Raw genomic sequence first — 26074 nt, 5'->3', positions numbered from 1 at the left:
CCTATCGTTTTGATTTCGATATTGCCTCACGAAGCGGGAACGCCAGATCGATAATTCCGATAATCCGAAGCGGACCAATGAAGAAGACCGCAGCCGCCAGGAAATATGGTATAACCGGATTCCATTTCTTTGTATGTGAGAGAAAGAAGAAGAAACCGATCGCTTGAATCATGAAGCCCAGATTAATTAACGGGGACAGATTCATAGCAATCATAGTCCAGTATGTTCCATCACTTTGTCTGGAGATCACTTCAATCAACAGTGCGAGGAAATAATACCAGATCAACGCACGCGGCATACGCCATTCTCTCGCTGGTGGAAGTTTCGATACCACCACACCCATCACGTTCAGAATCGGACGAGCAATGGCGTGTGTAATAAAGGCCATTACCATCGATGTAACAACGAGAGCAAACGGAATCATAAGCTGTGTTTGTTTGGCAACATCCTCGGTCATCTCAGGTGTCCATGCAAACCCGTTGATCATCTGATTCGATGTATTGGTTAACGGTTCAATGGTCAATTTGACCACATCTTCAATATAACTGGACAGGTCGAATTGGAAAATGACACTGCCGACCAAGAGCAACAACAAGTATTCTGCCAACATCATTCCACTTCCCGCCATCAGGGCGAACAGGGCCGATTTGCGTGTTTTATACGCGTGACCCATAACGATCGCAGGCAGGGTAAAGATGAGTAATAGTAACAGATAGATAGGGTGGAATACGACCAAAATAACGGCTACGGGCACGAGATGCCATATAAATGATTTTAAAGATAATGAAGCATACAAAATAACTCCCGGAATCATCATAAAAAATATGGCAAGTACCGATAAAGGAGTTAACAGCGAAAGTAGCAAGAGCAGATAAACTGCGCTCCAAACAGCTGATTTAAAGCTAAATTTCAACAAATTCACCTCTTACGCATATGATCTTCTAGCGAGGAAATATCCTGGTACCAGTCTTCAAGCTGGTGACCTTCCTGTTTATGCTTTTTCAACTTCTCAACTAGCAGTGCATCCAGATCCTTGAAAGGAATACCGAGCCTGCGGCCCAATATGTAACTACTCATAATCAAACTGGCAAGACTGTCCCCGATTCGAGTTGTACTGCCTTCCCATAACGCCTTGAATAATCGGGATACCTGATCAAGCACTTCGGTTTTCAGCCATTCAATCACTTTAGCGCGTTTGGCTACATCCAGTTCTTTAGGCATTTGGCGAAAGTCACTCTCCCCCGAAAAAGCTTTATTCTCGATTATAGCATAAAAAGAGGGCCCGCAAAATTACCCCAAAAAGCGGAGAAGTTCTCCGAAACTGATGTCAGGTACTTATGCGGAGTCCTCCGTACATCCTATCGACCTATATAAATGTAAAAAACTTCGAATGCGCCCTTGGTTCAGGACTTCTTAAGTTTAACATGATACCGGACGGCTGTGATTATCCCTAATGACACAATAATGTTTAAATTCGTAACATCCTTACTTAGCCTTGATCGATTCTTTGGCTACAATGCCCTCGCAGTACTCAATAATCTGACTCCGTCTGACAATACCAATGAACCGATCCATATCATCGACCACAGGAACAAAGTTCTGAACTTTAGCCAGATTAATCAGGTCCTCCATGTTGGCATCAATGGATACGGGTTTAATATCCAAGCGAAGGGGAACGTCCTTGAGCAAGAACTTTGAAGCGTTTTCAAATGAAATCTTTCCCTCGGCATTCTTCATATACCATAGTAAGTCGCCTTCGGTAACCGTACCAATATATTTGCCCTCTTTATTCAAAATGGGTACCGCTGTAAAACGATGATATTCCATCCGTTCCAACGTTTGCCGCAGCGTAGAATCCGACGTCACGCACGTAACCTCTTGTTTGGGTAGCAAAAAAAATGCGATGTTCATACCCTTGTGTATCCTCCTTGTGAATTTCTTCGTTCAACTTATCTCGCTCAACTTATATTATACGGATCAGAACGCAGGATGTTCCAAAAGGATAATAGTTCTCACTACAAAGAAAAAAAACAGCAGCCCGCGAATAAACGTACTGCTGATTGTGGTCTACAACACATCATTGGTATGGAATTGGTTATTCAATCTTTTGCCGGTCAGGGATCATTACTTCACCGGCTGGGGTCGATTGATCCATCCAGTTGTTAATCAGCTCTTTGGCATATTGGACATCTTTCTCGTCAGCCTGACCATAATAGATACCGTCTTTTTTCATCCCCTCACCCAGAATGGTGAAGCTTGAAATCTGCGGTTTCTCCTGAGTAAGCACTTGTTTAGCTAGATCAATAATGAAAGAAGCTCGCATATCCGTCTGGAAGCTGTCTCCCATGATCTGAATCAATTCCGGGATTTTGGCGATTTGATTCAAATTCAGCATCTCATTCGCCATCGCGTTCAAGAAAATCTGCTGCCGCTTGGTACGATTAAAATCGCTATCCTCACGATATCTTACATAATACAGTGCTTCCTGCCCGTCATAGATCGGCTTACCGCCTTCAATCGTGAATTGCACATGATCCGGGTTCTTGTTTACAATGTCCTCATCAATTGGCAGTTTTACACCACCAAGCGCATCAACCACTTTTTTGATTCCGTCGAAGTTGATCGTTGCATAGTAACCCACATCAGCATCAAGAAATTTCTCCACGGTATTGATGGACATATTCTCCCCACCAAAAGCATAGGCATGCGCCAGCTTATCATAATCATCTACGCCGTCCTTGTTAGCATCCCGTCCCACAATCTGCACATACGTATCACGTGGAATGGATACCAGAAGCACGCGGGATTCCTTGGGACGTACTACAGCATAGATAACCGTATCCGAACGTCCGCGCGTCTTCTCATAGGCTCGTTTGTCCGAACCCAGCAGTAACACGGAGAAAGGTTCCTTACGATATACCGTTGGATCAGGCGTATTGTTGCCTTCTTGCGGTACATAAGAACGGGATAACTGATCTTCTACCGAACCGGCGAGAAACAGATCAAATGCCGCTACAGCCAGTTGCTGACGGAACAAATAACCTCCGATTAACAAAACAACAAGTGAAACGAGCGTTATATATAGGCCTTTTCTTCTTTTCTTCTTCTTATCTTTAGTTCTGCTTTTCATCCATTGATTCCTTCTTCACTGTCAAAATGATACTGCCTACTATATAAGTTTCATCTAATATTTACACTAATAACGGAGAGGTCAGAAAAAACCTGAAGAAGCGTAGCGCTCGCCTTTATCACCGGATTTTTACCTTTGGAAAGGAAATCAAAAAATCTGGGGATAACAGCGATCGGAAGGTTATTCTGAACTCGCAGTGATGAAGTGTAACGATTCGTTCAACTTATATAATACCAATTAAACGTCTGGGATGCCTTGTGACTCGGTGTTCACTGAAGTTTTCTCTCTCTGGAATCAAGACACCGCTTACGCTCGTTCTATTGTAATCATTGCAGGAGCAAGAAAAGTTACAATCCGGTTAAATTGAAAAGAACAGCGACTCCTTTTTAGTTTCAAAAGGTACACTGTTCTCTTCATTTTCACATGCGATCCTATCCGTTCGTGGACACACTTTCCACATGTTGGCTCTTCTCTTTTTGACGCAGACGTCCCGTTATAAGCGCAGCTACCAGCGTAAGCACACTGAATACCACCGCAGACCAGAAAAGGCCATTATAACCCTGCCCTGTCGTTTGATGCACTGCCTGGAGCAACACATCACGGATACCTTCATCAGGAATCTGGGACAGGCCCTCTGTCAGACTGGAGACATCACTCCCTGAAGCTCCACCTGACGCATATTGCTCCAGCATCTCGGGCGGCACCTGAATTCCTTTGTCAGCGAATCCTGCCTGAATGTTGGACCCCAGATTAATGAAAGAACGTGCCAGGAATCCGGCAAAAATGGTAGGTGCAATAGCCATCGCCATCTGGCGGAATAACGAGCTGGTCGCTACCGCGATGCCTTTGTTGTTCTCCCCCGCCTGTTCTGTGACAAGTACGTTAACTGGCGCACCAAGCATCATACCGAATCCAATACCTACGAGTGTACTCGCGATGACAAATTGCCAGATATGCTCCACCCATAGCGGAAACAGCAGGAATCCAATGGCAGATAGCAGTCCCGCAACCGATAACGTCCAGATCGGCCCTTTGCGGTCAACCAGGTATCCACCTCCACCTGCCCCGATGCCGGATGCCAGTGCCAGTGGAGTAAACCAGTACCCGGAAGCTGTATTGGATACGCCGAGATATTGCTCAACAAATCCGGGAATAAAGATCACCGAGGCCAGAATGGCTCCGGAGAAAAAGGCAATCAACAGCGTCCAGCGAAAGGACGCAATGCCCAGAAGCTGTGTCGATACAACAGGTTCACGTTCAGATCCTTCCAGCCTTTTTTCCATGAAGTAAAAGAGCACCAGAATGATTACACCTGCCAAGAAAAAGCCGTAGAACATCGGTGACCCCAGGCTTTGAAGCATGTTCACACCGTCCAGATTGCTGAAGCTATACATTAAACTGAGTACACCCAACGTTAGGACAGCAATGCCGCTCCAGTCCACTGCTGCACGATTCAGTTCCTGCTCTTCCTGAATAAATCGAATACCTGCAAGGAATAGCAGAATGGCGATAGGTACATTGATCAGGAATAACCAATGCCAATTGCCAGTCAGATCCAGTATAAAAGCACCAACATTGGGACCCAAAATAGCGGCAACACCATTCATCCCTCCGAGCAGACCCAAGGCTGTACCTTGTCGCTCCGCCGGGAACTTGCTTAATACGTATGAGCTGGCAATGATAAAAATCCCACCACCGCCCAAAGCTTGAATGACACGAGCAATCAGGAAAAAGGTAAACGATGTGCTCAGCGCGACGAGCAGGGACCCGATCCCAAACAACGCCACTTCAATCAAAAATAGTTTCTTGCGTCCATAACGGTCCGACAGTTTGCCCGCAATAGGTACACTCACCGCAAGCCCAAGCGTGTAAAGCGTAATCGTCCAAGCTCCCCATGTTGGCGACACACCAAATGATGCATTTAAGGTGGTCAGTGAAGAAGTGATGATCCCGTTATCCAGCGCAGCCATAAATACCCCTATGGCAAACAGGATTAGCGGCCATTTCATTTGTTTTTGCATCACATGTTACCTCCCGATCAGATCGTAAATTCAGTATCGTACAGTTGGTTTGGTACATATATATTAAACCGAGTTGAATAATAATGACTCACTGGTCATTTTAAAACAAAAGAAAACCATATGTCAATTTAATAATATGGTTATATGGATCAATTTACCTCTGATTCGATAAAATAGAGTTGCCACATGTTCAATCGCACCTGCGGACAGCCCTCATATCTTATCTAATGTACTAACGCTTGCGTAATGCTTCAATAATCTGGTCTGACTCGGTTTGTTTGACAGTTGGATCATTGGCGTCCTGAAGGTCTCTTTGATGATGCCTATGTACGCCCTCTCATTTTGAGCCCGAAAACCCATAGTTGAACAACTTCCGAGTCTCCACAAAACGCCCTTCACGAGTATCTGTTCCAAATACAACTGATATCAGTCTTTTGCCATCACGTTCAGCTGTCCCCACAAAATGATATCCGGAATCTTCATCATACCCGGTCTTCAATCCGTCATTCCCATCGTAAGCATATGGCCCACCAATGGAGGACAACATCCAGTTCGTGTTGCTCATGTACATCCCTTTTTGGTGCATTGATACTTGCATTTGACTGGAAATTCTTAAAATCTCGGGATGGTTATTCAGCAGATATCGCGCAAGCTTGCATGCATCTATAGCCGTCATTAAGGTCTGCCCTTGTATATCCATCGGACGGTTAGGACCAAGCAGCTTTTCACTGAGGCCCGTTGAATTCGTGAATTGTGTATCCTCAGACAGCCCAATCTGAGTTGCTTTCTGATTCATCTGTTGCACAAACTTCTGCTCTGTACCACTGATATGTTCAGCCAGAGCAACTGTTGCATCATTGGCTGAATAGACAGCTACGATCTCGAACAACTCCTGAACTGTGAATTGCTCTCCCTGTTTCAGGGTCAATTGACTGCCCCCAACGGAGCTAGCATATAGACTCACATTCACAAGATCATTCCAGCTTATATCACCATTGATCACGGCCTCCATCACTAACAGTTCTGTCATCAACTTACTGACGCCTGCCGGAGCAATTTCTTCGGAGCCGTTAAAATCCATTAAGATCTGTTCAGAGTTCATATCCATTAATACTGCAGATTCAGCTTTAATTCCCGGTTTGCCTACCAGCATGTCCGGTTTCACACCCAAATATATAATGAGCAGCAGAGCCAGCAGCATACCTGCCCGTTTCCACCATTTTTTCATAAAATGATCACCTCTTACCTATATAGACGAAGTGAAGAGGCATTTTGTCTGCACTTTTTTGAAAAAAAGTTAAATTTTTTTTATTTTTTGGTTACAAAAAAAACATGAACTCCGTACACCCATGCCAGAGTGTACAGAATCCATGTTTTGAAAGACACTTTAGTTCAATCTCCCAGGAGAAATCTTCATTATAATCTAGCAACCGACTTCTTAAAGGACCCCAATCCTTACAGCTGCTAATTTAAGAATGTGTTACTCAGCTACAACCGCTTTGTCTGCATTAACTTGCAGGTCGCTCAGGTAAACGCCTGTTCCATCACCAATCGCATAGTTCATTACACGTTTGTTAACTGGTGCTACAACTGCACGATACAGTGTAGGGAATACAGGAACTTCATCTACCATGTATTGCTGCCATTGATTGTAGATTTCTTTACGCTTGTCTACATCAAATGCTTCAGCAGAGATACCTTGTGCCAGCAATTTGTCATTCTCTTCGCTGGAGAATCTGGAGAAGTTGTAGAGTGCATCACGGCCATACAGACCAGATGGATCTACGTCAATACCAACGCCCCATGCGGCTTGATACACATCAATGTTTGGATCGTCTTTACCTGTGTTACCTACACGGTCATAGAAGTTGTTGAATTCAACCATTTCCAGGTTTACTTTCAAACCAATAGCTGCCCATGATTGAACGTAATAACGTGCCAATGGTTCAGCTGTGTCGCCACCAGTCATGGATACAAAGTTGATTTCGAGTGGTGTTCCATCCGGATTGGTACGGAATTCACCATCCAGTTTGTAACCAGCTTCGTCGAGCAATGCTTTCGCTGCTTCTGGATCATACGTTACACCCGGATTGCTGGCATCATGGAATTCTGGATGAGACGGTGGAATCAGGGTTGTTGCGTTCCAACGCAGACCATTATAGAAACGTTTACCCACTTGATCGTTATCTACAGCCATCCACATTGCTTTACGCAAGTTTTTATCTCCCATTTTTGCTTCAGCATTGCTTTTAACTTTTCCGTTCTCTTCATCCCACGTACCCAGTTTGAAACCGATGTACGTATAAGCACGATCGATTGCACCAAGGAATTCTACGTTAGACAGGTTAGCATTGTCTTTATATTGATCTGTCGGGAATGCATCCACGAGATCTACCCCGCCAGATTTCAGTTCTTGAACAACCGTTGTCGGGTTGATAACTTTCAGAGTTACACCATCCAGTTTTGGAGCCCCACGCCAGTAGTCATCGTTTTTAACAAAAGTTACAGACTCACCTGGAGTGATAACATCCACTTTAAATGGACCAAAACCAATTGGTTTTTCACGTACTTCTTTGGAAGAAGACATTTTTGCTACATCCATATCTCCGAAGATATGTTTAGCCAGTGGATACGTCCATACGCCACCTGTCAGCAGGGACGGAGTAGATTCTTTATACGTAATGCTGATTTGTTTGTCGCTCAGCACTTTAATACCAGAGATTGTTTTTGCTTTTCCAGCATGATACTCGTCCATACCTACTACACTAGTGAAGTTGGAGTCGTAACGTGGACCATCATACGCTTTGTTACCAATAACTTCATAAGCAAACTGCAGATCTTCAGCCGTTACCGGCTTGCCATCATGCCAGTTTACATTGTCACGAATGGTCAGTGTGAACGTTTTGCCATCTTCGGAAGTCTCATATGTTGCAGCACCATCATTGGTGTATACATAGTCTTTATCCCAAGTCAGCAAGCCTTCATCGAACCATTGAAGAACCTGAGCATCCGGGTTACCGGAATAGAAGTTAAAGTTCAGTGTACCTTCAAAAGCAGTATCCGATACAAGTCCGAATGTAATCGATCCACCCTCGATCGCAGTACCCTCATTCGTTTTGACATTGTTGAAGTCTTCAATGGAGTAAACGCCCTCTTCATTAGCAGGTTTTTCCTCCGTTTTTCCCTCTTCTGTGTTGGAAGCTGGAGCTGGAGTGGCTGCTTCTTTCTCAGAGCACGCTGCGAGCACCAATACAAAGACCAACATCATCGTGAAAAATAGTCCCCGTGAAAATAATCCCTTTTTCATGAACCTTTCCTCCCTTTTTTTAACCTCTTCTTTGTCTTGCATCAGTCGCACGCTTTAGGGCTTGACCGACATTATTTATACTCAACATCAATACCAGAATCAGTACCGATGCGGGTAGCCATATCCACCATCTGGATTCCAGGGTTTGCGGATTACGTGCATAACTTACGAGTGTTCCAAGACTGGGTGTACTTTCCGGAAAACCAAATCCCAGAAAAGACAACCCGGATTCAAGGCCGATATTGGAAGCGAGATTCAATGTCATCGTTACGATAATGATTGAACTCAAGTTCGGAAGAACCTGCGAGACAACAATTTTAAAGTGGGAAGAACCGAGTGTTTTGGACGCTTTGACATACTCGAGTTCACTCTCTTGCAATGCCTTTGAGCGAATCAATCTGGCTATTCCCATCCATAAGAAGGCTGTCATGATCAATGAAAATGAAACAATGTTGTACTTAGGTACGGCTGTGACAAATGCGATAACCATCATCAGGAACGGAAGAATCATGAAAAAGTCTACGATCCGCATAAACAGGTTATCAATCATTCCACCGAAATAACCAGACAGAACCCCAACAAGGATACCGATAATTCCCGTCATAACAGTTACTAGGATACCAATGCTTAACGAGTTACGTGTCCCAATGACAAGTTGGCCAAATACATCCCGGCCACCGTAATCCGTGCCTAGCCAGTATTGTGCAGAAGGTGGTTCATATAAGGCAAACAAGTCTACCTTAACGATTTCATCCTGATCCAAGATTATGGAAGTTCCATATACAAGGAGGATAACAAGCCCCAAGAATATGAGGGAAACCAAGGCAACCTTGTCTCTAACCAGCTCTCTCCACAATATATTCAAGCTAGAGGGGCTTTTATCAACCTTCTGTGAAGTTACAACAACATCATTGGTCTTGCTCATCTTGTTTTCACCCCGAAATCTTCAAGTTCTTACTTAATGCGAATACGCGGATCGACTAATCCTAGAATAATATCAGACAGCAATGATCCCAGAATGGTAGCTATCCCGTATAAGAGTACAAGTGCGGTAACCACACTGAAATCCCTTAAAGAGATGGAATTCAGGAACAACTGACCCATACCCGGATAGCTGAATATACTCTCAATAAATATAGTACCGCCGATCAATCCGGTAATCTCATATCCGAAAAATGCAGCGATTGGCAACAAGGAGTTCCTAAGGATATGTCTGTTGTATATGCGGGACTCCGAAGCGCCTTTGGCTCTCGCGGTAAGAACGAATTCTTTATGCTTGATGTCGATAATCTCGCTACGCAGGTACTGTACCGTCGAAACGGTGGAAATCAACGCCATTGATAGTGCTGGCAGTAGCAAATGGTGTATCTTGCTTACGACATAATCGAATGTTCCAGGAGTAAGACCCGGTGCCACGCTTCCTCCTGTTGGGAACCATCCAAAATGGAATCCGAAGACCCAAACCATCACCAGTGCGAATATGAACAGCGGTGCTGCAAATCCCAAGTACGTGTATCCTGTAATCAGTCGGTCAGACCAAGTGTCGTTGTAACGACCACTGATAATTCCGAGTGGGATAGCAATGAGATACGTTAAGACGAGTGTGGCCAAAGCGAGCCAGAATGTATTGGCAATCCGCTGGCCAATCAGATCCGTAACCGGCATTTTGAAGCGGAAAGATTGTCCAAAATCTCCGACAGCTGCATTCCTAATCCAGTCCCAATATTGCACATACCATGGATTGTTTAGTCCGAGTCGCTCACGTTGTTCATCCAGTGCTTTCGGATCGATACTTGGATCAAGCAGTCCGGTAAGTGCATCCCCCGGCATAGCCTTGGCCATCAGAAAGACCAAGAGACTGAGCAAAAAAACCTGAGGAATCATTATGATAATTCTGCGTACTATTGTTTTCCACATATGACCTTCAACCTTTCTGAGGTAGAGCTACTCGGTGAGTATTGGAAATGGATTGGAGCGAGTAAGCAAGTCCTTCCTCATCAAAGAAATTACGGTATGAATGTTCATACTCGGACTTAATCTGCTGACGGAAAGCTATCATTTCCTCACGCTTGGTTGGGTCCATATCCGGTATGGCTGCAATAAGACGTTTGGTATAGATGTGTTGTGGATTTTCAAAAATATCATTCGTAGTGCCCTGTTCCACATATCGACCTTTATACATAATTCCAATCTCATCACACATATGGCGGATGATGCCCAGATCGTGACTGATGAACAGATACGTCAGATTCAGTTCTTTTTGAATTTCCTGCATGAAGTTGAGTACCTGGGCCTGTACGGATACATCCAGTGCAGATACAGGTTCATCAGCGATAATTAGCTTCGGCTTCAGTGCAATAGCCCGTGCAATGCCAATCCGTTGACGCTGCCCGCCTGAGAATTCATGCGGATATTTGTAGATGGATTCCGGACTCAGGCCAACCTTTTCCAGTAATTCTCTTACTTGTCTTTTCTCCTCGGTAGCTGTCAGACGCTCATAGTTACGGAACGGCTCAGCGATGATATCGATAACACGCTTCTTTGGATTCAGTGATGAGTATGGGTCTTGAAAAATCATTTGTACATCCCGCTGAAGCTGCCTGTTCTTACGTCGCTCCGTAGCCAGATTTTTGCCGTTAAACAGAATCTTTCCGTCAGTGACATGGTTTAGCCCAATAATGGCTCTGCCTGTTGTTGTTTTGCCTGACCCTGATTCGCCAACGAGACCATAGGTCTGTCCTTGTTCAATGGAGAAGCTAACATCATCAACAGCCTTTACACTGCCAATTTCCCGTTTAAGCAATCCACCGCGAATCGGAAAGTGTATCTTGAGCCCTTCTACTTCGAGTAATGCCATTATGTTATTCCTCCTCAGCTTTGGTCAGGGAAATGAAAGTGCTGGTAACAGGTACACCGTACAAAGTGACCTGGTGCAATTTCATGCATCTGTGGGTTCTCTTCATGAGCCGATTCACTAATCCATGGAATTCGGGCTTTGAATCTGCACCCTTTGCGAGGAAGATTTTTGAGTGATGGTACGATACCTTGTATTACATGTAATTTGGATCTTTCTTCAGACAGGGTGGGAATAGAGTTCAACAGTGAGCGGGTATATGGATGCTTCGCATCGTTCATCAATGTGAAGATATCTGCGATTTCAACAATTTCGCCTGCATACATAACTGCAACGCGATCAGCCATCTCAGCTACGACACCCAAATCATGTGTAATCAGAATAATACCTGCGTTAATTTCATTCTTCAGATCACGGATCAGTTCCAGAATCTGTAGTTGAATCGTAACGTCAAGAGCCGTCGTTGGTTCATCGGCTATGAGTAGTTCTGGTTTGTTGGCAATCGCAATGGCGATGACAATTCTCTGTCTCATACCACCAGATAATTCGTGGGGATACTGCTTATATATTTGTTCGGGACGTGGAATCCCTACCTGATTCAATAAGTGAATGACCTTCTCTCTCTTCTCTCTGGAAGACAGCTTAGACTGATGAAGTGTGAGGATCTCTTCAATCTGTTCACCAATAATCATTAGAGGATTTAACGCGGACAATGGATCCTGAAAAATCATGCCCATTTCTTTACCGCGTAGCTTGTTTAACTTGTTTGGGGAGATGTTGGCAATATCTTGTCCTTTATAGAGAATCTGGCCTTCGATTTTTGCTTTGTTATGCAAACCCATAAGAGAGAATGCAAAAGCACTTTTACCTGACCCGGATTCACCTACAATCGCCAACACTTCATTTTTCTTCACCTTAAGGTTAACGTGATCCACTGCTGCATAATAGTCATCTTCAATTCTGAATGATGTTGTTAGATTTCTGACTTCCAATAGCTCTGTATTCAAATCAATCACCCTAACCCCATAATTTCCGTAGATTGTATTCGTGTGTAGAGGAATGCATCCACTGTATATTTCCAAGTTCTTGAAGATAACGAACAATAGCTTATACAAAATACCAAATTGTTAGGAGAAACAAGTTTAAGAGACTTATATTTAGACCATTGGTCAATTAATGTTGATAATTCCTAGCGGAATTATACATCAAAATAATTAATGTAATCATACGTGTAATTTTAGCTAACGTCAATGCTTATTTTGAGATTTTTGGTATAAATGTTTTTTATACTACAGATTTGGATATTAGTAATACTATAAAGGCATATAGCAGGGATTTTGAGAGGTGTTATCTTGTTTTTAGCTGTGAGGTGTACATAGGCAATTAGTCAAAATAACATATACATAACATAGTAGTTACATCTAATGTATGTGTATGCTTTAATTTAAGTAGACATTCTTAATTTTGCGTGAGGTAAATGTTACATATATGAGTGGTGATTATATCTCGATCCATAGCTGAATTTTATTGAACCAGAGCCGTTATGCTTAACAATTGAAATAATATGTGCGATCAGAGTAAAAAATCTAGTTAATCTAGTATAGTTTTATTTATTTGCTAATGTAAAGACCAAATTGTCATCTTTTATCATTTATTTTACAAAAGAAAGAAAAAAGCCCTGCAAAATGCAGAGCTTATCTAATATTTATTCATTTAAATGTATATAAAGTACCCTTTACTGAGAATCAGGAGGTCTTTTACCACGTTTTAACTCATTGATACTCAAGCCAAAATCCATCTGCAAGTGAGGATAGTCCGGGAAGTTTGCCCAGTCTCCACCCCAAGTGAAACCTAACTCTTTGGCGAGATCCACAACTTCCATCCAGTCTGCCTTACCATTCCCGTTATCATCACGTTCCATATCCCACACCACATCACCCTCAGGCGTCCTCAATGCAAAATCAATTGCTAATCCGTAGTTATGATATGACTCACCACCACGCGCATTAGTAACGATATTGCCTGCACTTGAGCGTCCTTGGTTAAATAGTGCATCTTGCTCCTCGGAACTTCGGTAGCCGTGGGTGATAACAATCTCTATTCCACGTCTCGCTGCCTTACGTACCAATAATTTCTCATTCTCTGCTACCACAGGATGAAGGCCGGTGATTGGCAGAGCTTCTTGGATTGTTGTCCCGGGCCACATATTATCTATATCACCTTTTTGCTGTAACCATACATATATAATGGAAAGTAAAAGAGTAGCTATAATCCAGGTTTTCAGACTGCTCTTTTTTCTCTGTTTGCCTTTACGTTTTGATGTATTCATATCCACTCCTGGTGTTTATTCTGAAATAAACAGCTATTCCTGCTGCATGAACCTTTTCAGTAGGTTAGACTCTATTATAATTCATTTGAGCCTTGAATGCTTCTATCACCATCGTATTGAATTCTTCCATTTGTTAGAGTGGATCTGTTACTTCTATTGATATATACAAAAAAGCAGCCGGCTATAAGCCGACTGCTTCGTATGCAAGCTGAGTAAAAACTACTCAGTTGTGTATGGCAATAATGCGATTTGACGGGAGCGTTTGATTGCAATCGTCAGCATGCGTTGATATTTAGCGCTAGTACCTGTTACACGGCGTGGCAAAATTTTTCCACGTTCGCTGATAAATTTACGAAGCAAGTCCGTATCTTTATAATCGATGTGAGTAATTTTGTTAGCTGTGAAGAAGCACACTTTACGACGTTTATTACGGCCGCCACGACGTGCCGGTCTTTTATCGTTGTCTCCGCCTTCTCTTTGCTTGAAGCCCATGCTTTTCAGTCCTTTCCTATCATGTAACCCATATCTCCTAAGAGTATCAGCTCATGTTAAAATGGCAAATCATCATCCGATATATCAATCGGTTTTCCGTCATCGGAAAAAGGATCCTGATTGTTGCTACGCGAATTATTGTTATTGTTCGCGCGTCCGCCGCCTCCATAAGAAGGCTCTTCACGCATTGGTTGCCCACCGCCGCCACCGCTATTATCACGGTTAGCTGACTCCAAGAAACGGACATTATCGGCAATAACTTCGGTCACGTATACACGTTTTCCTTCGTTATTCTCGTAGTTCCGTACTTGAATGCGTCCTTCGACTGCAGCCAGGCGTCCTTTGCGCAAGTAGTTTGCACAGGTCTCGGCAAGCTGTCTCCAGGTTACGACCGGAATGAAATCGGCTTCCTTTTCTCCCCCTTGGCTTGTAAACGGTCTGTCCACTGCCAAAGTAAATTGCGTAACTGCTACTCCTGCTGGAGTGTAACGCAACTCAGGATCCCGGGTTAACCGTCCGATCAGAATGACACGGTTCAACAATGTAATCCCCTCCTTCAGAGCGTATTGGTGCGTTAATCACGAGTTGTCTTAAGCAGACTTAACGTCGTTGGTAATGAGATAACGAATTACTTCGTCAGAAATCTTCATGAGACGCTCAAGTTCAGTTACAACTGCTGGTTCAGCAGTGAAATGTACCAGAACATAAAAACCATCACGGAATTTCTTGATCTCATACGCAAGACGGCGTTTACCCATAACGTCGTGAGCTGTAACTTCACCACCGCCGTTGGAGATGATGCCTTGGAATTTATCGACTGTAGCTTGAACAACTTCTTGCTCAATGTCAGGACGAATAATGTACATCACTTCATATTTGCGCATAATTTTCACCTCCTTATGGACTCTGGCCCTCAATCTAGGTTGAGAGCAAGGAACGAGCACAAACTCGAACTATATTAATATAACAAATACCGAGTCAAAGTGCAAGCAAACGTTCCCTGTACATATTGGCACATGATCAGCCCGGCTATGGAGCACACTACAGAAGCAACAAAGTAACATAATCTGCAGAGGAGGTTTTATCATGGGTGAAAAAACCGAGTTTGAACCAGGAGACAAAGCCCCAAACGATGGAGAGTACACGGAAGTTGGGGAAAAAAGCTTTGTCACGGAAATTCAGAACCCAAAGCGGGTAACGCTGCAAAAAGGTGAAGCTTTTCCCGAAACAAGTAATCATAATCGTAAGTGGAAGAAGCTGACCAAAGCCCGCGTCCATTAATCGCAATTCTTTTTTACGATCCATGTATATAAAACGGAATAAAGCACATAATACAATCAGGCGGTGCACGAGAGAGGTGTGGTTCCGTTGGACAACGAAGCCGATCATTCGCTGTTGGAGATTCATCACGTAATTTAAGAAGCAAGTGGTTATGTGTAATAAGGCCCTTCGTCTGAAGCACGCGTATTGCTATGTGCAGTACACCAAGTGTCTGATTGTTACGACCGATTGTTTCCTAACAAACAAATGCACCGCCGGATAAAGAGCCCTTCGGGGCTCTTTATTTTTCGTTTTAGTCATTAATGATGCATCTGATATGGATACGTGTTCAATACATTTTCAATAAAACGTTATACAAAAAAAGACTTTCCTAATGGAAAGTCTTCTTATCGATCTTTTTATTAAACTCAATGTGTATTGAGTAAATTACAATTGAAGTGGCGGAAAGGGTGGGATTCGAACCCACGCACGCTGTGACACGCCTAACTGATTTCGAGTCAGCCCCCTTGGGCCTCTTGGGTACCTTTCCGCAGCAATATTGATTATAGCATGATCATTTGCAGAACGCAACACTCCTACGGAGCCTAAATGTAAACGTTATTACGCGTACTGCATCCCGAATCACTGCATGATCATGATTCAGTGGAATCTTCGGCTGAACGCAATACTTTCTTCATGTTTTTCTCGAATTTTGCTCTAGGAATCAATACACTATGCTTACATCCGACACACTTGATCCGAATATCCATACCCATTCGAATGATCTCCATCTCATTGCTGCCACAGGGATGCTGCTTCTTCATCTGCACGATATCCCCAAGCTGGAAACTTTTACGCTCCACCTGTGCCATCCCCCTCATCTTTCTCCAAAGCTGCTGCCTGTTCCAATGCTGCTTGATGACTCATCTCATGATACTCCAGCGTTTTTTTCACATCGCCCTGAATCTGACGTTCCACCGAAGCACGAGAGTTAGGCATACATTCAGCCACAATTCGCACCACATACTCAGATGTAGACATCGACTGAATACCGAGCACATCCGGCACCTTCACAATATTTAGGTCACGCTCTTCAATCCCAACCAAAGACTTCTTCACCAGATGTACCGACTCATCGAGACTTAAGTCTGCCTTCATCGGAATATCCACTACAGCCAGCGAATTCGACATGGAGTAGTTCGTTACACTTGCAATCGCCCCGTTTGGGATAATGTGCACCTCACCCTGCCAGCTGACCAGTTTGGTAGTTCTAAGTCCGATCACTTCAACCGTTCCCTTGTAGGTTCCCGTCTGAATAACATCCCCCACAGCGAACTGGTCCTCCAATATAATGAAGAAACCGGTAATAACATCCTTGACCAGACCCTGTGCACCAAAACCAATGGCAAGCCCAAGCACACCTGCACTCGCGAGTAGCGGTCCAACTTGGATATTGATCTCAGATAACAGTAGCAGAATCATAATAAAATTACATGTTATGGAGGTCGCATTTTTCAACAGTTCCCCTACGGTTACGAATCTGCGCGGATTCACGCGAATCTTGCCTTCCTGCTTGCGTTCCATGGAACGATCTATAATTCGATATACCACCTTAATGACAATACGGGTGATGATAAAAATAATGATGATCCGGATTGAGCTGAACATAATGTTAAGCCACATATCGGGATCTGCAATTTTGTTCCAGACTTTATCCGTCCAACGCAAGGCTTCACCGACGGCGGTTGCGGTACCATTAGCTATATTCCCTTGAGCAAATTGAAATGACAACATTCATCATGCCTCCTCTACATCGGTATGTTATCATAGCTGTCTTCTGTTTTGAAATAGAGGCCTCGGATCTCTACAAACTCGTTACGAATGATCTTTTGCACTCGCTCCAGATCCTCTTTTGGAAACTGGATACATAGCGCACACCCTGCTGTAATTTCTTTTGGCGTTGGGAACAAATCAATCTCTATCTCGGCAAACTCCAGCAGCATTTCAGCACGCAGTGCCTGCTGGGTTGAATCAAATGCAATCAGCATCCAATCGTTAATCCATTCGTCCATGTTCGGCTCCTTTCGCCATAAGTCCAACCCTAGAGAAAAAGCTTGTCCTCGTGAAGTATAAAACGCTCTACCTTTCCATATACTGTTACTACTATTCCAAGGGAAAGGATAGATCCTATGAATCCTACTTCGCGTTCCTTTTCATCACAAGACATGACCAGTTTGAAAATCCCCCATACCGATCCAGGTATTCACTCGGCCATTACCCATCGTTTAATGTTCCATCTCTATAAAGCCCATTCTCTGCAAAATGTAGTGATTGTCTGCATCGGCACAGATCGCTCAACAGGCGACTGCCTTGGTCCTCTGGTCGGATCAGCCCTTTCCAAGTGGGACAGCCCTTTATTCCATCTATATGGTACCTTGGATGAACCAGTCCATGCGATGAACCTGCAAGATACACTCCACAACATACAGAAAACACACCATAACCCTTATGTGATTGGCATTGACGCCTGTCTCGGACAATCATCCAGTGTGGGATGCATTCAAGTTGTGAATGGTCCACTCAAGCCGGGTGCGGGGGTAAATAAAGAATTACCGCCGGTCGGCGATATCCATCTGACAGGTATCGTTAACGTCGGCGGCTTTATGGAATACTTTGTTCTACAGAACACACGGCTCAGTCTTGTTATGCGCATGTCCGAGATTATATCCAATAGTCTGTACTCGGCCATTCGTGAATGGCATACACGTTCTACTCTGCTTGCTGTGCCAGAGTAATAGCTTCCTTTTCCTCTGGGGACAGAGTATACGTGGACTCTCCCCCTTTAAGAGGTTTGGCATATACGTAAGAACCGTCACGGTTATATATCCCCGTAAGGATCATGCCATCCTGGCTATCATTAATCATGGCCATTGAGAAGCTCAGATCACTGCCACGCTCTCCATAAGCATTGTATCTTTTCACGCCAACTTTACCTTGAATGCGGGTCAGCTTTTGCATGACAACTTGCAGCTGATTCGTTTGCAGTTTGTGTTCATCCTCAATGCTGTCCATCTGAATTTTCAGATTAATCAGCAACGATTCCAGGTCCTCTACTCCACTGCCAGCCATCATGGCTTCATATTTACGTTTAAACTTTCGTAACTTTGCCCCTTGAACAATACTCACAATCAGCAAGATCATCGTAAGTAATGCCATTCCGCCAATAATCCATAACAGCTGTTCCAGAATCAGCTCGTTTAATTCAGCCATGTAATTGCAACTACCCCTCTATATTTTTGATCAGATTAACGTCTGTCCTGTAATATTATCATTCATTATAAATCAACCCGATATCCATAAGCTTAATCAAGCAATCCTGTATCAAATGAGTTCATCATTTCAACTCTAATCTAGTCTGCCCCAGTCAATTCCAACACTGCCTTAACGAGTGCTTCCACATGTACTCTAGTTGAATTGTATCCCACACTGGCCCTTACTGCTCCGGTAGCGGTTGTACCAGCAGATTCGTGTGCAAGCGGTGTACAATGAAAACCAGAGCGTACCGCAATCCCATAATTCCGATCTAATCGGAAGGCGAGTTGCGCCGAATCATACCCATCTACAGTAAAAGATACTAATCCGGTACGAGGCTGTCCAATCTCTGGACCAAGCATTCGAATGCCTTTAACGGATGACAGCCCATCCATTATGTGTTGGGTCAGTTCCCACTCATGTTGGTAGATGAACGCGGGTGTCATCTCAAGTACATGTTTCACACCCGCATTCAGCCCTGCGATCCCGACTGTATTCGGCGTCCCCGCTTCATACCGATCAGGACGCACCTTTGGCTGCTCCAGAGCTTCTGACTGACTTCCTGTTCCTCCATGAAGTAAAGGCTCTATATCGAGCTCTGGCGCAATGTACAAGCCCCCTGTACCCTGAGGACCAAGCAGCCCCTTATGCCCTGGAAAAGCCAACATATCTATGCCCAATTGTTGTACATTCACAGGCATAACCCCAGCACTCTGGGCTGCATCTACCAATAAGATCGCCTGATGTTTACGACATAGGAGCGAAATTTCTCCAATAGGAAGAATACTGCCAAGCAGATTCGAACTATGTGTACATACCACCAATCTGGTATTCGAACGAAACATACGTTCCATTTGCATCAGATCAATGGCTCCCGCAGCATTAACAGGTACATAATCAATCTCTACATTTCGGAGTCTTCGCATGTACTCCAGTGGTCGTCTGACTGAGTTATGTTCAGCCATGGTGGCAATCACATGGTCGCCCTCTCTAAGCGAGCCTTGAATAGCTAGATTTAGCGCTTCTGTCGTATTTGATCCGAATGCAATATCATTCGCATTTTTGATTCCAAAAATATCGGATAAGGATTTTCTCGCCTCGAACAATACACGACTTGCCTGAACAGCCATGCGGTGACTTCCTCTGCCAGGATTGGCTCCGGCAATCTCCAATGCACTCAACATCGCATCACCGACAGCAGGTGGTTTGGGCCAAGATGTTGCTGCATGATCTAGATAGATAACTCCCTCCACTTCACAACCACCTCTGTCCCATAAATTAATAATTCGCCTGCACATATCGCACATATAACCCTATAAACAAAGAATGACATATCGTTTCTCCATGGTACAGAGGCGATATGTCATGACATGAGTAAGCCCCGCATGTTGTTAATGAATCATAGACCCGACTGTTATTGTAACAATTCTAATAGCCGTTCCAGATCCTGTTGACTGTAGTAGTTGAGCTCAATTTTACCTTTATCTTTATTGTGCTTGATTTTCACTGTTGTTTTGAAACGTTCACGAAGAGATTCTTCCAATGTATCAATGAATGGATCTTTCTTTTTTAACTTCGATTTGGCTTTAGCCTCACCTGTTTTGGATCGATCCAATTGTTGAACAGCTTCCTCCAACTCACGTACACTCCATTGCTGATCAATGGTTTGTTTTGCAAGTTGCTTTACCATAACCTCGTCCTTCACACCCACGATGGCACGTGCATGTCCCATAGATAATGTTCCACGTGAAACATGGTCTTTAACTTCATCTGGCAATGATAACAGACGCAAGAAGTTAGCAATGTGAGAACGTGATTTACCTACTTTTACAGACAACTCTTCCTGAGTCAACGCGAATTGATCCATTAACCCCTGATAAGCAACTGCAACTTCCATGGCGTTCAGATTCTCCCGCTGCAGGTTCTCAATCAACGCAATCTCCATTACCTGCTGATCACTGAAGTTACGGACTACAGCCGGTACGGTGGCATTACCACAATATTGCGAAGCTCTAAACCGTCGTTCTCCGGCAATAATCTCATAACCTCGTAACACCGGACGAACAATAATGGGTTGTATGACGCCATGCTGACGAATAGACTCAGCCAGTTCATGTATTGCGCCCTCATCAAATACTTTACGTGGTTGATAGGGGTTAGCCCGCAGTTGACTAATCGGGATTTCTACGACTTTATCATCGTCATTAATTGAAAGCGAAGGAATGAGGGCATCAAGACCTTTTCCAAGCCGCTTACTCATAAGAAATCACTTCCTTTGCGAGCTCTAAATACACTTCCGCCCCTCTTGAACGAGGGTCATACGTGATAATGGATTGACCATGAGATGGTGCTTCACTAAGCCGTACATTACGCGGAATAATTGTTTGATATACTTTTTGTTGAAAATACTTTTTCACTTCTTCAATAACCTGAATTCCCAGATTGGTCCGCGCATCAAACATCGTCAGCAATACCCCTTCAATCTGCAGGGATGTATTCAGATGTTTCTGTACCAGACGAACCGTATTAAGCAACTGGCTTAATCCTTCAAGTGCATAATACTCACACTGAATCGGAATGATCACCGAATCGGAAGCAGTCAACGAATTAATCGTTAACATACCAAGGGATGGTGGACAATCGATCAGTATGTAATCATAGTTTTTTTTCACCATGGCGAGTGATTTTTTCAAGCGAACTTCCCGTGATATCGTGGACACCAATTCGATCTCGGCTCCGGCAAGCTGAATCGTTGCAGGTATGATATGAAGGCCTTCAATCTGAGTCTCCACAATCGCTTCTTGAGGAGGAACCTCATTAATAATGACATCATATATACAATTAGCCACATCTGCTTTATTGATTCCGACTCCGCTGGTTGTATTCCCCTGAGGGTCAATATCGACAAGCAATACTCTTTTCCCGAGTGAAGCCAGTCCTGCACCCAAGTTAACAGATGTCGTCGTTTTCCCCACACCGCCCTTTTGATTTGCTACGGCCATAATCTTAGACAATTACTTCACCTCAAATAAAATAGGAGTCTTTTCTTGTAGGTTGTGAGATATTGTTAACAAAAAGCAGGCGGCTATCGTCCACACAAACAACAACTACCGTTCCATCAATATACCGACTGTTCTTTAAAAATGTCAGACCTAACTTGCTTTATAGACATAAAAAGCGGCCCATTGCCGCCATAAGCTTCAATTATTTGCGTTTTGGAATATGGATAACGATCTCATAATGATCCTCATGGTCTGCTTCTTTTGTTTTGATGTCCAGACCTGAGCCAGTTACCATATCAATGGATTGGCGAATCGTATTAAGTGCAAGTCTTACATCCTTGGTAAAGGAAACACGTTTGGATTTTTTGATTTTGGAAGATTCCTTGTAAAAGGCAACACGCGCCTCTGTCTGTTTCACATTCAATTCTTTTTCGATAATCTCACCGAGCAACTTCATCTGCAGTTCTTCCGTATCGAGAGAAAGTAATGCTCTTGCATGCCGTTCAGAAATTTTTCGTTCCATCAATGCGGCCTTAATACCTTCTGGAAGCTGTAACAATCGAATTTTGTTCGCGATGGTTGACTGGCTTTTGCCCAGTCGTTGTGCCAGACTTTCCTGTGTCAATTGATGCAAGTCGATCAGCTTCTGATAAGCGACAGCTTCTTCAATTGAAGTCAATCCTTCACGCTGCAAGTTCTCAATCAGTGCAATGGATGCGGCCTGAGAATCGTTGAATTCACGCACAATAGCCGGAATCGTATCCAAACCCAGTTTTCGAACTGCACGCCAGCGACGTTCCCCGGCAATAATCTCATATGATCCATTTCGCACGCGAACGACAATAGGCTGAATTACGCCATGTGTTTTGATCGTCTGCAACAACTCATCAATTTTATCATCATCAAAAATAGTACGGGGTTGATATGGGCTGCTCACAATTTCATTAACCGGAATCTGTTTGATCTCATCTCCGTTATTGCGCTCCGCCAAACCAAACAACTTCGAAAATTGTTCTTTCATTCCGCAGATTACCACCTAGTTTCGTAATAGCTCCCACAGTCTTTGCAGGTGCTTCTTATTCAATAAGCGACCTTTCACATGCATCGTTCTTGGAATAAGTTTTGCCTTTCATAACGCTTTCTGTCATGCAACATCGAATGCATATCCATCTATCTGTACATATAATCTATGATCGCTGTGACCCAGGATCGGATACTTCTATTCTATCATCTTTTCTATCATAATCCTATGCTTACCTATTCTTTAAACTCTGCTAATTTTCCTGCTTTTTCTTTGTGAATATTGGAAATATGACGACTTGCACACATTCAATTAATGAAATTGTCCATGAGCTACTGTGCGTGAAATTCATCATTACAGGTTCTTTAAGAAATATGTAATACGGAGTATCTGTAATGTTGATCCAGTCCTCCATTTCAGAAAACAAAAAAAAGAGAATGTTTCACGTGAAACATCCTCTTTATCTATGTCTAAAATACTATTTTGTTTTGACTGACTTCAAAACCATCATGCAACTATATCAGTGGAGTTTTCATCGGAGTGCCTGGTTTGCGTGGATACTTATATGGTGTCTTATCAAATTTCTGAATCAGGATGATATGACGCTCTGATTCTTCAACCGGCAGCTGGAAAGGATGAACGGCCTTAACCCGTCCTTTCAGCTGATTGAAGCTGAACTCCGCTTCCTTCATTTCTTCACGCGGGTCTCCGCCCTTCATGGCAGCGAATATTCCACTTTTACGAACAAAAGGAAGACAGAATTCATTCAGCACAGCCAGCTTGGCTACTGCACGCGCCGTAACGAGATCGTAGCTGTCACGATACCCTTCTTTGCGTCCAATCTCTTCAGCACGACCATGAACCAACTCGACATCTGTCAGCCCAAGAATATCTACCACATGCTGTAGAAAGCCAATACGTTTATTTAATGAATCAATGATCGTAAGCTTAATATGCGGGAAACAGATCTTCAGTGGCAATCCCGGAAAACCCGCTCCTGATCCAATGTCAGCAAGCTTATTCACTTTGGTCATGTCAGTATAAAAAGCCAGTGATACCGAATCATAGAAATGTTTTGTATACACTTGCTCCCGATCCGTTATGCCCGTCAGATTCATCTTTTCATTCCAGGATACCAACTCCTGATAATACAGTTCGAATTGCTCCAATTGGAGTTCTCCCAGCTCTAATCCATGTTTCTTTAAGCGCCGCTGCAGTTGCTGTTGAATATCGTCCATTATTGTCCCCTTGCTGCGGTTACACGGTTATAATGCTCCAAGTAGACCAGCAGAATGGAGATGTCGGCAGGAGTAACTCCAGCAATACGAGAAGCCTGACCAATCGAGATTGGACGAATCGTAGCGAGCTTCTGTTTGGCTTCCATAGCCAGACCATGAATCTCATCATATACGATGGTGTCCGGAATTTTCTTTTTCTCCATCTTTTGCAAACGTTCCACGTGGATCAATTGTTTCTCAATATAACCCGCATATTTAATTTGTATTTCCACTTGTTCTTTCATATCTGCTGTCAGTTCTACCTCAGATGGTGAAAGCTGTTCAATCAGTTCATACCCCAGCTCCGGGCGACGTAGCAAGGTAAGCAACGTACTGCCATCCTGAATAGGTGTAGATCCGTACTCTTCCAGCTTGGCATTCACTTCAACCGGGCGAGCTTTAGCCACTTTCAGACGTGCAACTTCCTGCTCGACTTTCGCCTTTTTATCCAGGAATTTCGCATAACGCTCTTCAGGGATCAGGCCAATGTCATGTCCGATTTCCGTCAAACGCATATCTGCATTATCATGGCGAAGCAACAGACGATATTCAGCGCGTGAAGTCAACAGACGATACGGTTCATTTGTACCCTTCGTTACCAGATCATCAATCAGCACGCCAATATAACCTTGGGAACGATCAAGCACAATCGGCTCTTTGTCTTGTACTTTACGTGCTGCATTAATGCCGGCCATAACGCCTTGTCCAGCCGCTTCTTCATAACCAGAAGTACCATTAATCTGACCTGCTGTGAACAGACCTGGTAGACGTTTGGTTTCAAGTGATGGCCACAATTGTGTAGGCACCATCGCATCGTATTCAATCGCATAACCATTACGCATCATTTCCACTTTTTCCATACCTGGAATGGAGCGCAGAACCGCAAGTTGAACATCTTCTGGCAGACTTGTAGATAGTCCCTGCACATAATACTCGGATGTATTTTTGCCTTCCGGCTCCAGGAAAATCTGATGTTTCGGTTTGTCGCTAAACCGGACAATTTTATCCTCAATGGATGGACAATAACGCGGTCCAGTCCCTTCAATTACACCGGAAAACATCGGTGCACGATGCAGATTATCATTAATAATCTGATGTGTTTCCACGGATGTATACGTCAACCAGCAAGGCAGCTGCTCATTATCAGAAGATTCTGTTTCATAGGAAAAGAACTTCGGCTCATCATCGCCAGGCTGAATTTCAGTTTTGCTAAAATCAATCGTATCCTTGTGCACACGTGGTGGTGTACCTGTTTTGAAACGAACCAGATCAAAGCCAAGTTCACGCAGATGCTCTGACAATTTAAGAGATGGTTGTTGATTGTTTGGTCCACTCTCATACATCAACTCACCCATGATCACTTTACCGCGCAAGTATGTGCCTGTTGTCAGAACAACCGCTTTGGCCCGATACTCTGTTCCGGTCTGAGTCACAACGCCTACACATTTTCCGTCTTCAACGATCAGGCGATCAACCATACCCTGACGCATCGTCAGATTACGTTCATTCTCCATCGTTTCCTTCATTTTGTGCTGGTAGGAGAATTTATCTGCCTGAGCACGAAGCGCGTGAACAGCAGGGCCTTTACCTGTGTTGAGCATCCGCATCTGAATAAAGGTTTTATCGATATTCCGTCCCATTTCTCCACCAAGAGCATCAATCTCACGAACAACATGTCCTTTGGCCGGTCCCCCAATAGATGGGTTACAAGGCATAAAGGCCACCATATCCAGATTGATCGTAATCATTAGTGTTTTGGACCCCATACGAGCTGCGGCCAGCGCCGATTCCACACCAGCATGTCCTGCACCAACGACGATTACATCATAACTGCCGCCATCAAAAGCCATTCCCGTTTACCTCCTTATTCCGCTGCATTTGGTGTAACTCACACAGACGGATCATGTTCTACAATAATGAAACTACTTCTAACCGTTCATCGGAACTTGCATTCCTATCTATATGAAACCAACACGTAATGGCTACAACATCATTCCATCCTTTGACAACAGGCAGAAATTGTACCTTTCCATCATACACTACGATTCAAGTCAATCCGCAGTATATTT

The 26074-nt window shown here is 43.7% G+C and carries 27 protein-coding genes and 1 tRNA gene; 2 read left to right on the top strand and 26 right to left on the bottom strand.

Translation table 11 applies throughout. The features are described from left to right. Nucleotide 1: 1 nt before the first annotated feature. The 15 genes from BLS69_RS19600 to rpsF all read right to left on the bottom strand — a co-directional run bounded on the left by BLS69_RS19600 (nt 2) and on the right by rpsF (nt 15017). Nucleotides 2–922 carry a DUF2232 domain-containing protein gene (locus BLS69_RS19600; protein WP_243391271.1) on the bottom strand — a complete coding sequence of 307 codons (921 nt, stop codon included), beginning with the start codon at nt 920–922 and terminating at the stop codon, nt 2–4. Next, nucleotides 919–1221 (bottom strand): MazG-like family protein, encoded by a 303-nt coding sequence (locus BLS69_RS19595; RefSeq protein WP_036611930.1) that lies wholly within the window; start codon nt 1219–1221, stop codon nt 919–921. Before BLS69_RS19595 ends, BLS69_RS19600 begins: the two co-directional genes overlap by 4 nt. A 264-nt stretch (nt 1222–1485) precedes the next feature. Beyond that, entirely contained in the window at nt 1486–1911 is a 426-nt protein-coding gene (locus tag BLS69_RS19590; RefSeq protein ID WP_091035263.1) for a CBS domain-containing protein, read from the bottom strand. Between the two features lie 184 nt (nt 1912–2095). Then, nucleotides 2096–3130: an LCP family protein gene (locus BLS69_RS19585; protein ID WP_091035261.1), complete on the bottom strand. Its 1035-nt coding sequence runs from the start codon at nt 3128–3130 to the stop codon at nt 2096–2098. A gap of 431 nt (nt 3131–3561) precedes the next feature. Further along, nucleotides 3562–5151 carry an MFS transporter gene (locus BLS69_RS19580; RefSeq protein ID WP_091035259.1) on the bottom strand — a complete coding sequence of 530 codons (1590 nt, stop codon included), beginning with the start codon at nt 5149–5151 and terminating at the stop codon, nt 3562–3564. Between the two features lie 337 nt (nt 5152–5488). Then, nucleotides 5489–6379 carry a D-alanyl-D-alanine carboxypeptidase family protein gene (locus BLS69_RS19575; protein WP_091035257.1) on the bottom strand — a complete coding sequence of 297 codons (891 nt, stop codon included), beginning with the start codon at nt 6377–6379 and terminating at the stop codon, nt 5489–5491. Nucleotides 6380–6631: 252 nt separating this feature from the next. Continuing rightward, entirely contained in the window at nt 6632–8458 is a 1827-nt protein-coding gene (locus BLS69_RS19570) for an oligopeptide ABC transporter substrate-binding protein (protein WP_091035255.1), read from the bottom strand. Nucleotides 8459–8477: 19 nt separating this feature from the next. Continuing rightward, entirely contained in the window at nt 8478–9383 is a 906-nt protein-coding gene (locus BLS69_RS19565; protein WP_091035253.1) for an ABC transporter permease, read from the bottom strand. A 29-nt stretch (nt 9384–9412) separates the two neighbouring features. Beyond that, complete coding sequence (gene opp4B, locus BLS69_RS19560) at nt 9413–10375, bottom strand: oligopeptide ABC transporter permease (RefSeq protein ID WP_091035248.1); 963 nt, start codon at nt 10373–10375, stop codon at nt 9413–9415. Nucleotides 10376–10382: 7 nt separating this feature from the next. Next, complete coding sequence (locus tag BLS69_RS19555) at nt 10383–11315, bottom strand: ABC transporter ATP-binding protein (protein WP_091035246.1); 933 nt, start codon at nt 11313–11315, stop codon at nt 10383–10385. Nucleotides 11316–11329: 14 nt separating this feature from the next. Beyond that, nucleotides 11330–12319, bottom strand: coding sequence for an ABC transporter ATP-binding protein (locus BLS69_RS19550; RefSeq protein ID WP_091036480.1), 990 nt, complete (start codon nt 12317–12319; stop codon nt 11330–11332). Between the two features lie 728 nt (nt 12320–13047). Beyond that, nucleotides 13048–13641: a M15 family metallopeptidase gene (locus tag BLS69_RS19545; protein WP_091035243.1), complete on the bottom strand. Its 594-nt coding sequence runs from the start codon at nt 13639–13641 to the stop codon at nt 13048–13050. Nucleotides 13642–13860: 219 nt separating this feature from the next. Then, a complete protein-coding gene (gene rpsR / locus BLS69_RS19540; RefSeq protein WP_017691433.1) occupies nt 13861–14133 on the bottom strand; it encodes a 30S ribosomal protein S18 in 273 nt (90 codons plus the stop codon). A gap of 56 nt (nt 14134–14189) precedes the next feature. Then, nucleotides 14190–14675, bottom strand: a complete 486-nt coding sequence (gene ssb / locus BLS69_RS19535; protein ID WP_017691432.1) for a single-stranded DNA-binding protein — start codon at nt 14673–14675, stop codon at nt 14190–14192. A 48-nt stretch (nt 14676–14723) separates the two neighbouring features. Continuing rightward, nucleotides 14724–15017: a 30S ribosomal protein S6 gene (rpsF, locus tag BLS69_RS19530; RefSeq protein ID WP_036611944.1), complete on the bottom strand. Its 294-nt coding sequence runs from the start codon at nt 15015–15017 to the stop codon at nt 14724–14726. A gap of 202 nt (nt 15018–15219) precedes the next feature. Between rpsF and BLS69_RS19525 the strand changes: the two genes are divergently transcribed. Then, nucleotides 15220–15414 carry a YjzC family protein gene (locus BLS69_RS19525; protein WP_036671877.1) on the top strand — a complete coding sequence of 65 codons (195 nt, stop codon included), beginning with the start codon at nt 15220–15222 and terminating at the stop codon, nt 15412–15414. Nucleotides 15415–15852: 438 nt separating this feature from the next. On the opposite strand, the gene BLS69_RS19520 is transcribed toward BLS69_RS19525, so the two are convergent. The 4 genes from BLS69_RS19520 to BLS69_RS19505 all read right to left on the bottom strand — a co-directional run bounded on the left by BLS69_RS19520 (nt 15853) and on the right by BLS69_RS19505 (nt 17465). Then, a tRNA-Ser gene (locus tag BLS69_RS19520) sits at nt 15853–15943 on the bottom strand. A gap of 103 nt (nt 15944–16046) precedes the next feature. Further along, the gene (locus BLS69_RS19515) at nt 16047–16256 is read right to left on the bottom strand and encodes a DUF951 domain-containing protein (protein WP_036611950.1); all 210 of its coding nucleotides are present in this window, start codon (nt 16254–16256) and stop codon (nt 16047–16049) included. Then, the gene (locus BLS69_RS19510) at nt 16246–17187 is read right to left on the bottom strand and encodes a mechanosensitive ion channel family protein (RefSeq protein WP_091035241.1); all 942 of its coding nucleotides are present in this window, start codon (nt 17185–17187) and stop codon (nt 16246–16248) included. Before BLS69_RS19510 ends, BLS69_RS19515 begins: the two co-directional genes overlap by 11 nt. Nucleotides 17188–17201: 14 nt before the next feature. After that, on the bottom strand, nt 17202–17465 hold the full coding sequence (locus BLS69_RS19505; protein ID WP_017691427.1) for a putative Se/S carrier protein: 264 nt from the start codon (nt 17463–17465) through the stop codon (nt 17202–17204). A 117-nt stretch (nt 17466–17582) separates the two neighbouring features. On the opposite strand from BLS69_RS19505, the gene yyaC reads away from it, so the two are divergent. Then, nucleotides 17583–18188 (top strand): spore protease YyaC, encoded by a 606-nt coding sequence (gene yyaC / locus BLS69_RS19500; protein ID WP_091035238.1) that lies wholly within the window; start codon nt 17583–17585, stop codon nt 18186–18188. Here yyaC and BLS69_RS19495 read toward each other — a convergent pair. The 7 genes from BLS69_RS19495 to mnmG all read right to left on the bottom strand — a co-directional run bounded on the left by BLS69_RS19495 (nt 18163) and on the right by mnmG (nt 25855). Then, nucleotides 18163–18663, bottom strand: coding sequence for a DUF4446 family protein (locus BLS69_RS19495; protein WP_091035235.1), 501 nt, complete (start codon nt 18661–18663; stop codon nt 18163–18165). The genes yyaC and BLS69_RS19495 overlap by 26 nt on opposite strands. Nucleotides 18664–18803: 140 nt before the next feature. Then, the gene (locus tag BLS69_RS19490; protein WP_091035233.1) at nt 18804–19958 is read right to left on the bottom strand and encodes an aminotransferase class V-fold PLP-dependent enzyme; all 1155 of its coding nucleotides are present in this window, start codon (nt 19956–19958) and stop codon (nt 18804–18806) included. Between the two features lie 161 nt (nt 19959–20119). Continuing rightward, nucleotides 20120–20965 carry a ParB/RepB/Spo0J family partition protein gene (locus tag BLS69_RS19485; protein ID WP_091035230.1) on the bottom strand — a complete coding sequence of 282 codons (846 nt, stop codon included), beginning with the start codon at nt 20963–20965 and terminating at the stop codon, nt 20120–20122. Further along, nucleotides 20958–21719 carry a ParA family protein gene (locus BLS69_RS19480; RefSeq protein WP_024629525.1) on the bottom strand — a complete coding sequence of 254 codons (762 nt, stop codon included), beginning with the start codon at nt 21717–21719 and terminating at the stop codon, nt 20958–20960. The genes BLS69_RS19485 and BLS69_RS19480 overlap by 8 nt, the downstream gene beginning before the upstream one ends. A 190-nt stretch (nt 21720–21909) precedes the next feature. Continuing rightward, nucleotides 21910–22728, bottom strand: a complete 819-nt coding sequence (noc, locus tag BLS69_RS19475) for a nucleoid occlusion protein (protein ID WP_062836524.1) — start codon at nt 22726–22728, stop codon at nt 21910–21912. Nucleotides 22729–23243: 515 nt separating this feature from the next. Further along, nucleotides 23244–23966 (bottom strand): 16S rRNA (guanine(527)-N(7))-methyltransferase RsmG, encoded by a 723-nt coding sequence (gene rsmG, locus BLS69_RS19470; RefSeq protein WP_036611970.1) that lies wholly within the window; start codon nt 23964–23966, stop codon nt 23244–23246. After that, nucleotides 23966–25855 (bottom strand): tRNA uridine-5-carboxymethylaminomethyl(34) synthesis enzyme MnmG, encoded by a 1890-nt coding sequence (gene mnmG / locus BLS69_RS19465; RefSeq protein ID WP_091035227.1) that lies wholly within the window; start codon nt 25853–25855, stop codon nt 23966–23968. Before mnmG ends, rsmG begins: the two co-directional genes overlap by 1 nt. Nucleotides 25856–26074 lie beyond the last annotated feature (219 nt).

The sequence above is a fragment of the Paenibacillus sp. CF095 genome, assembly GCF_900101225.1.
Lineage (GTDB): Bacteria > Bacillota > Bacilli > Paenibacillales > Paenibacillaceae > Paenibacillus.
This window is presented reverse-complemented; position numbering and strand designations above follow the sequence as displayed.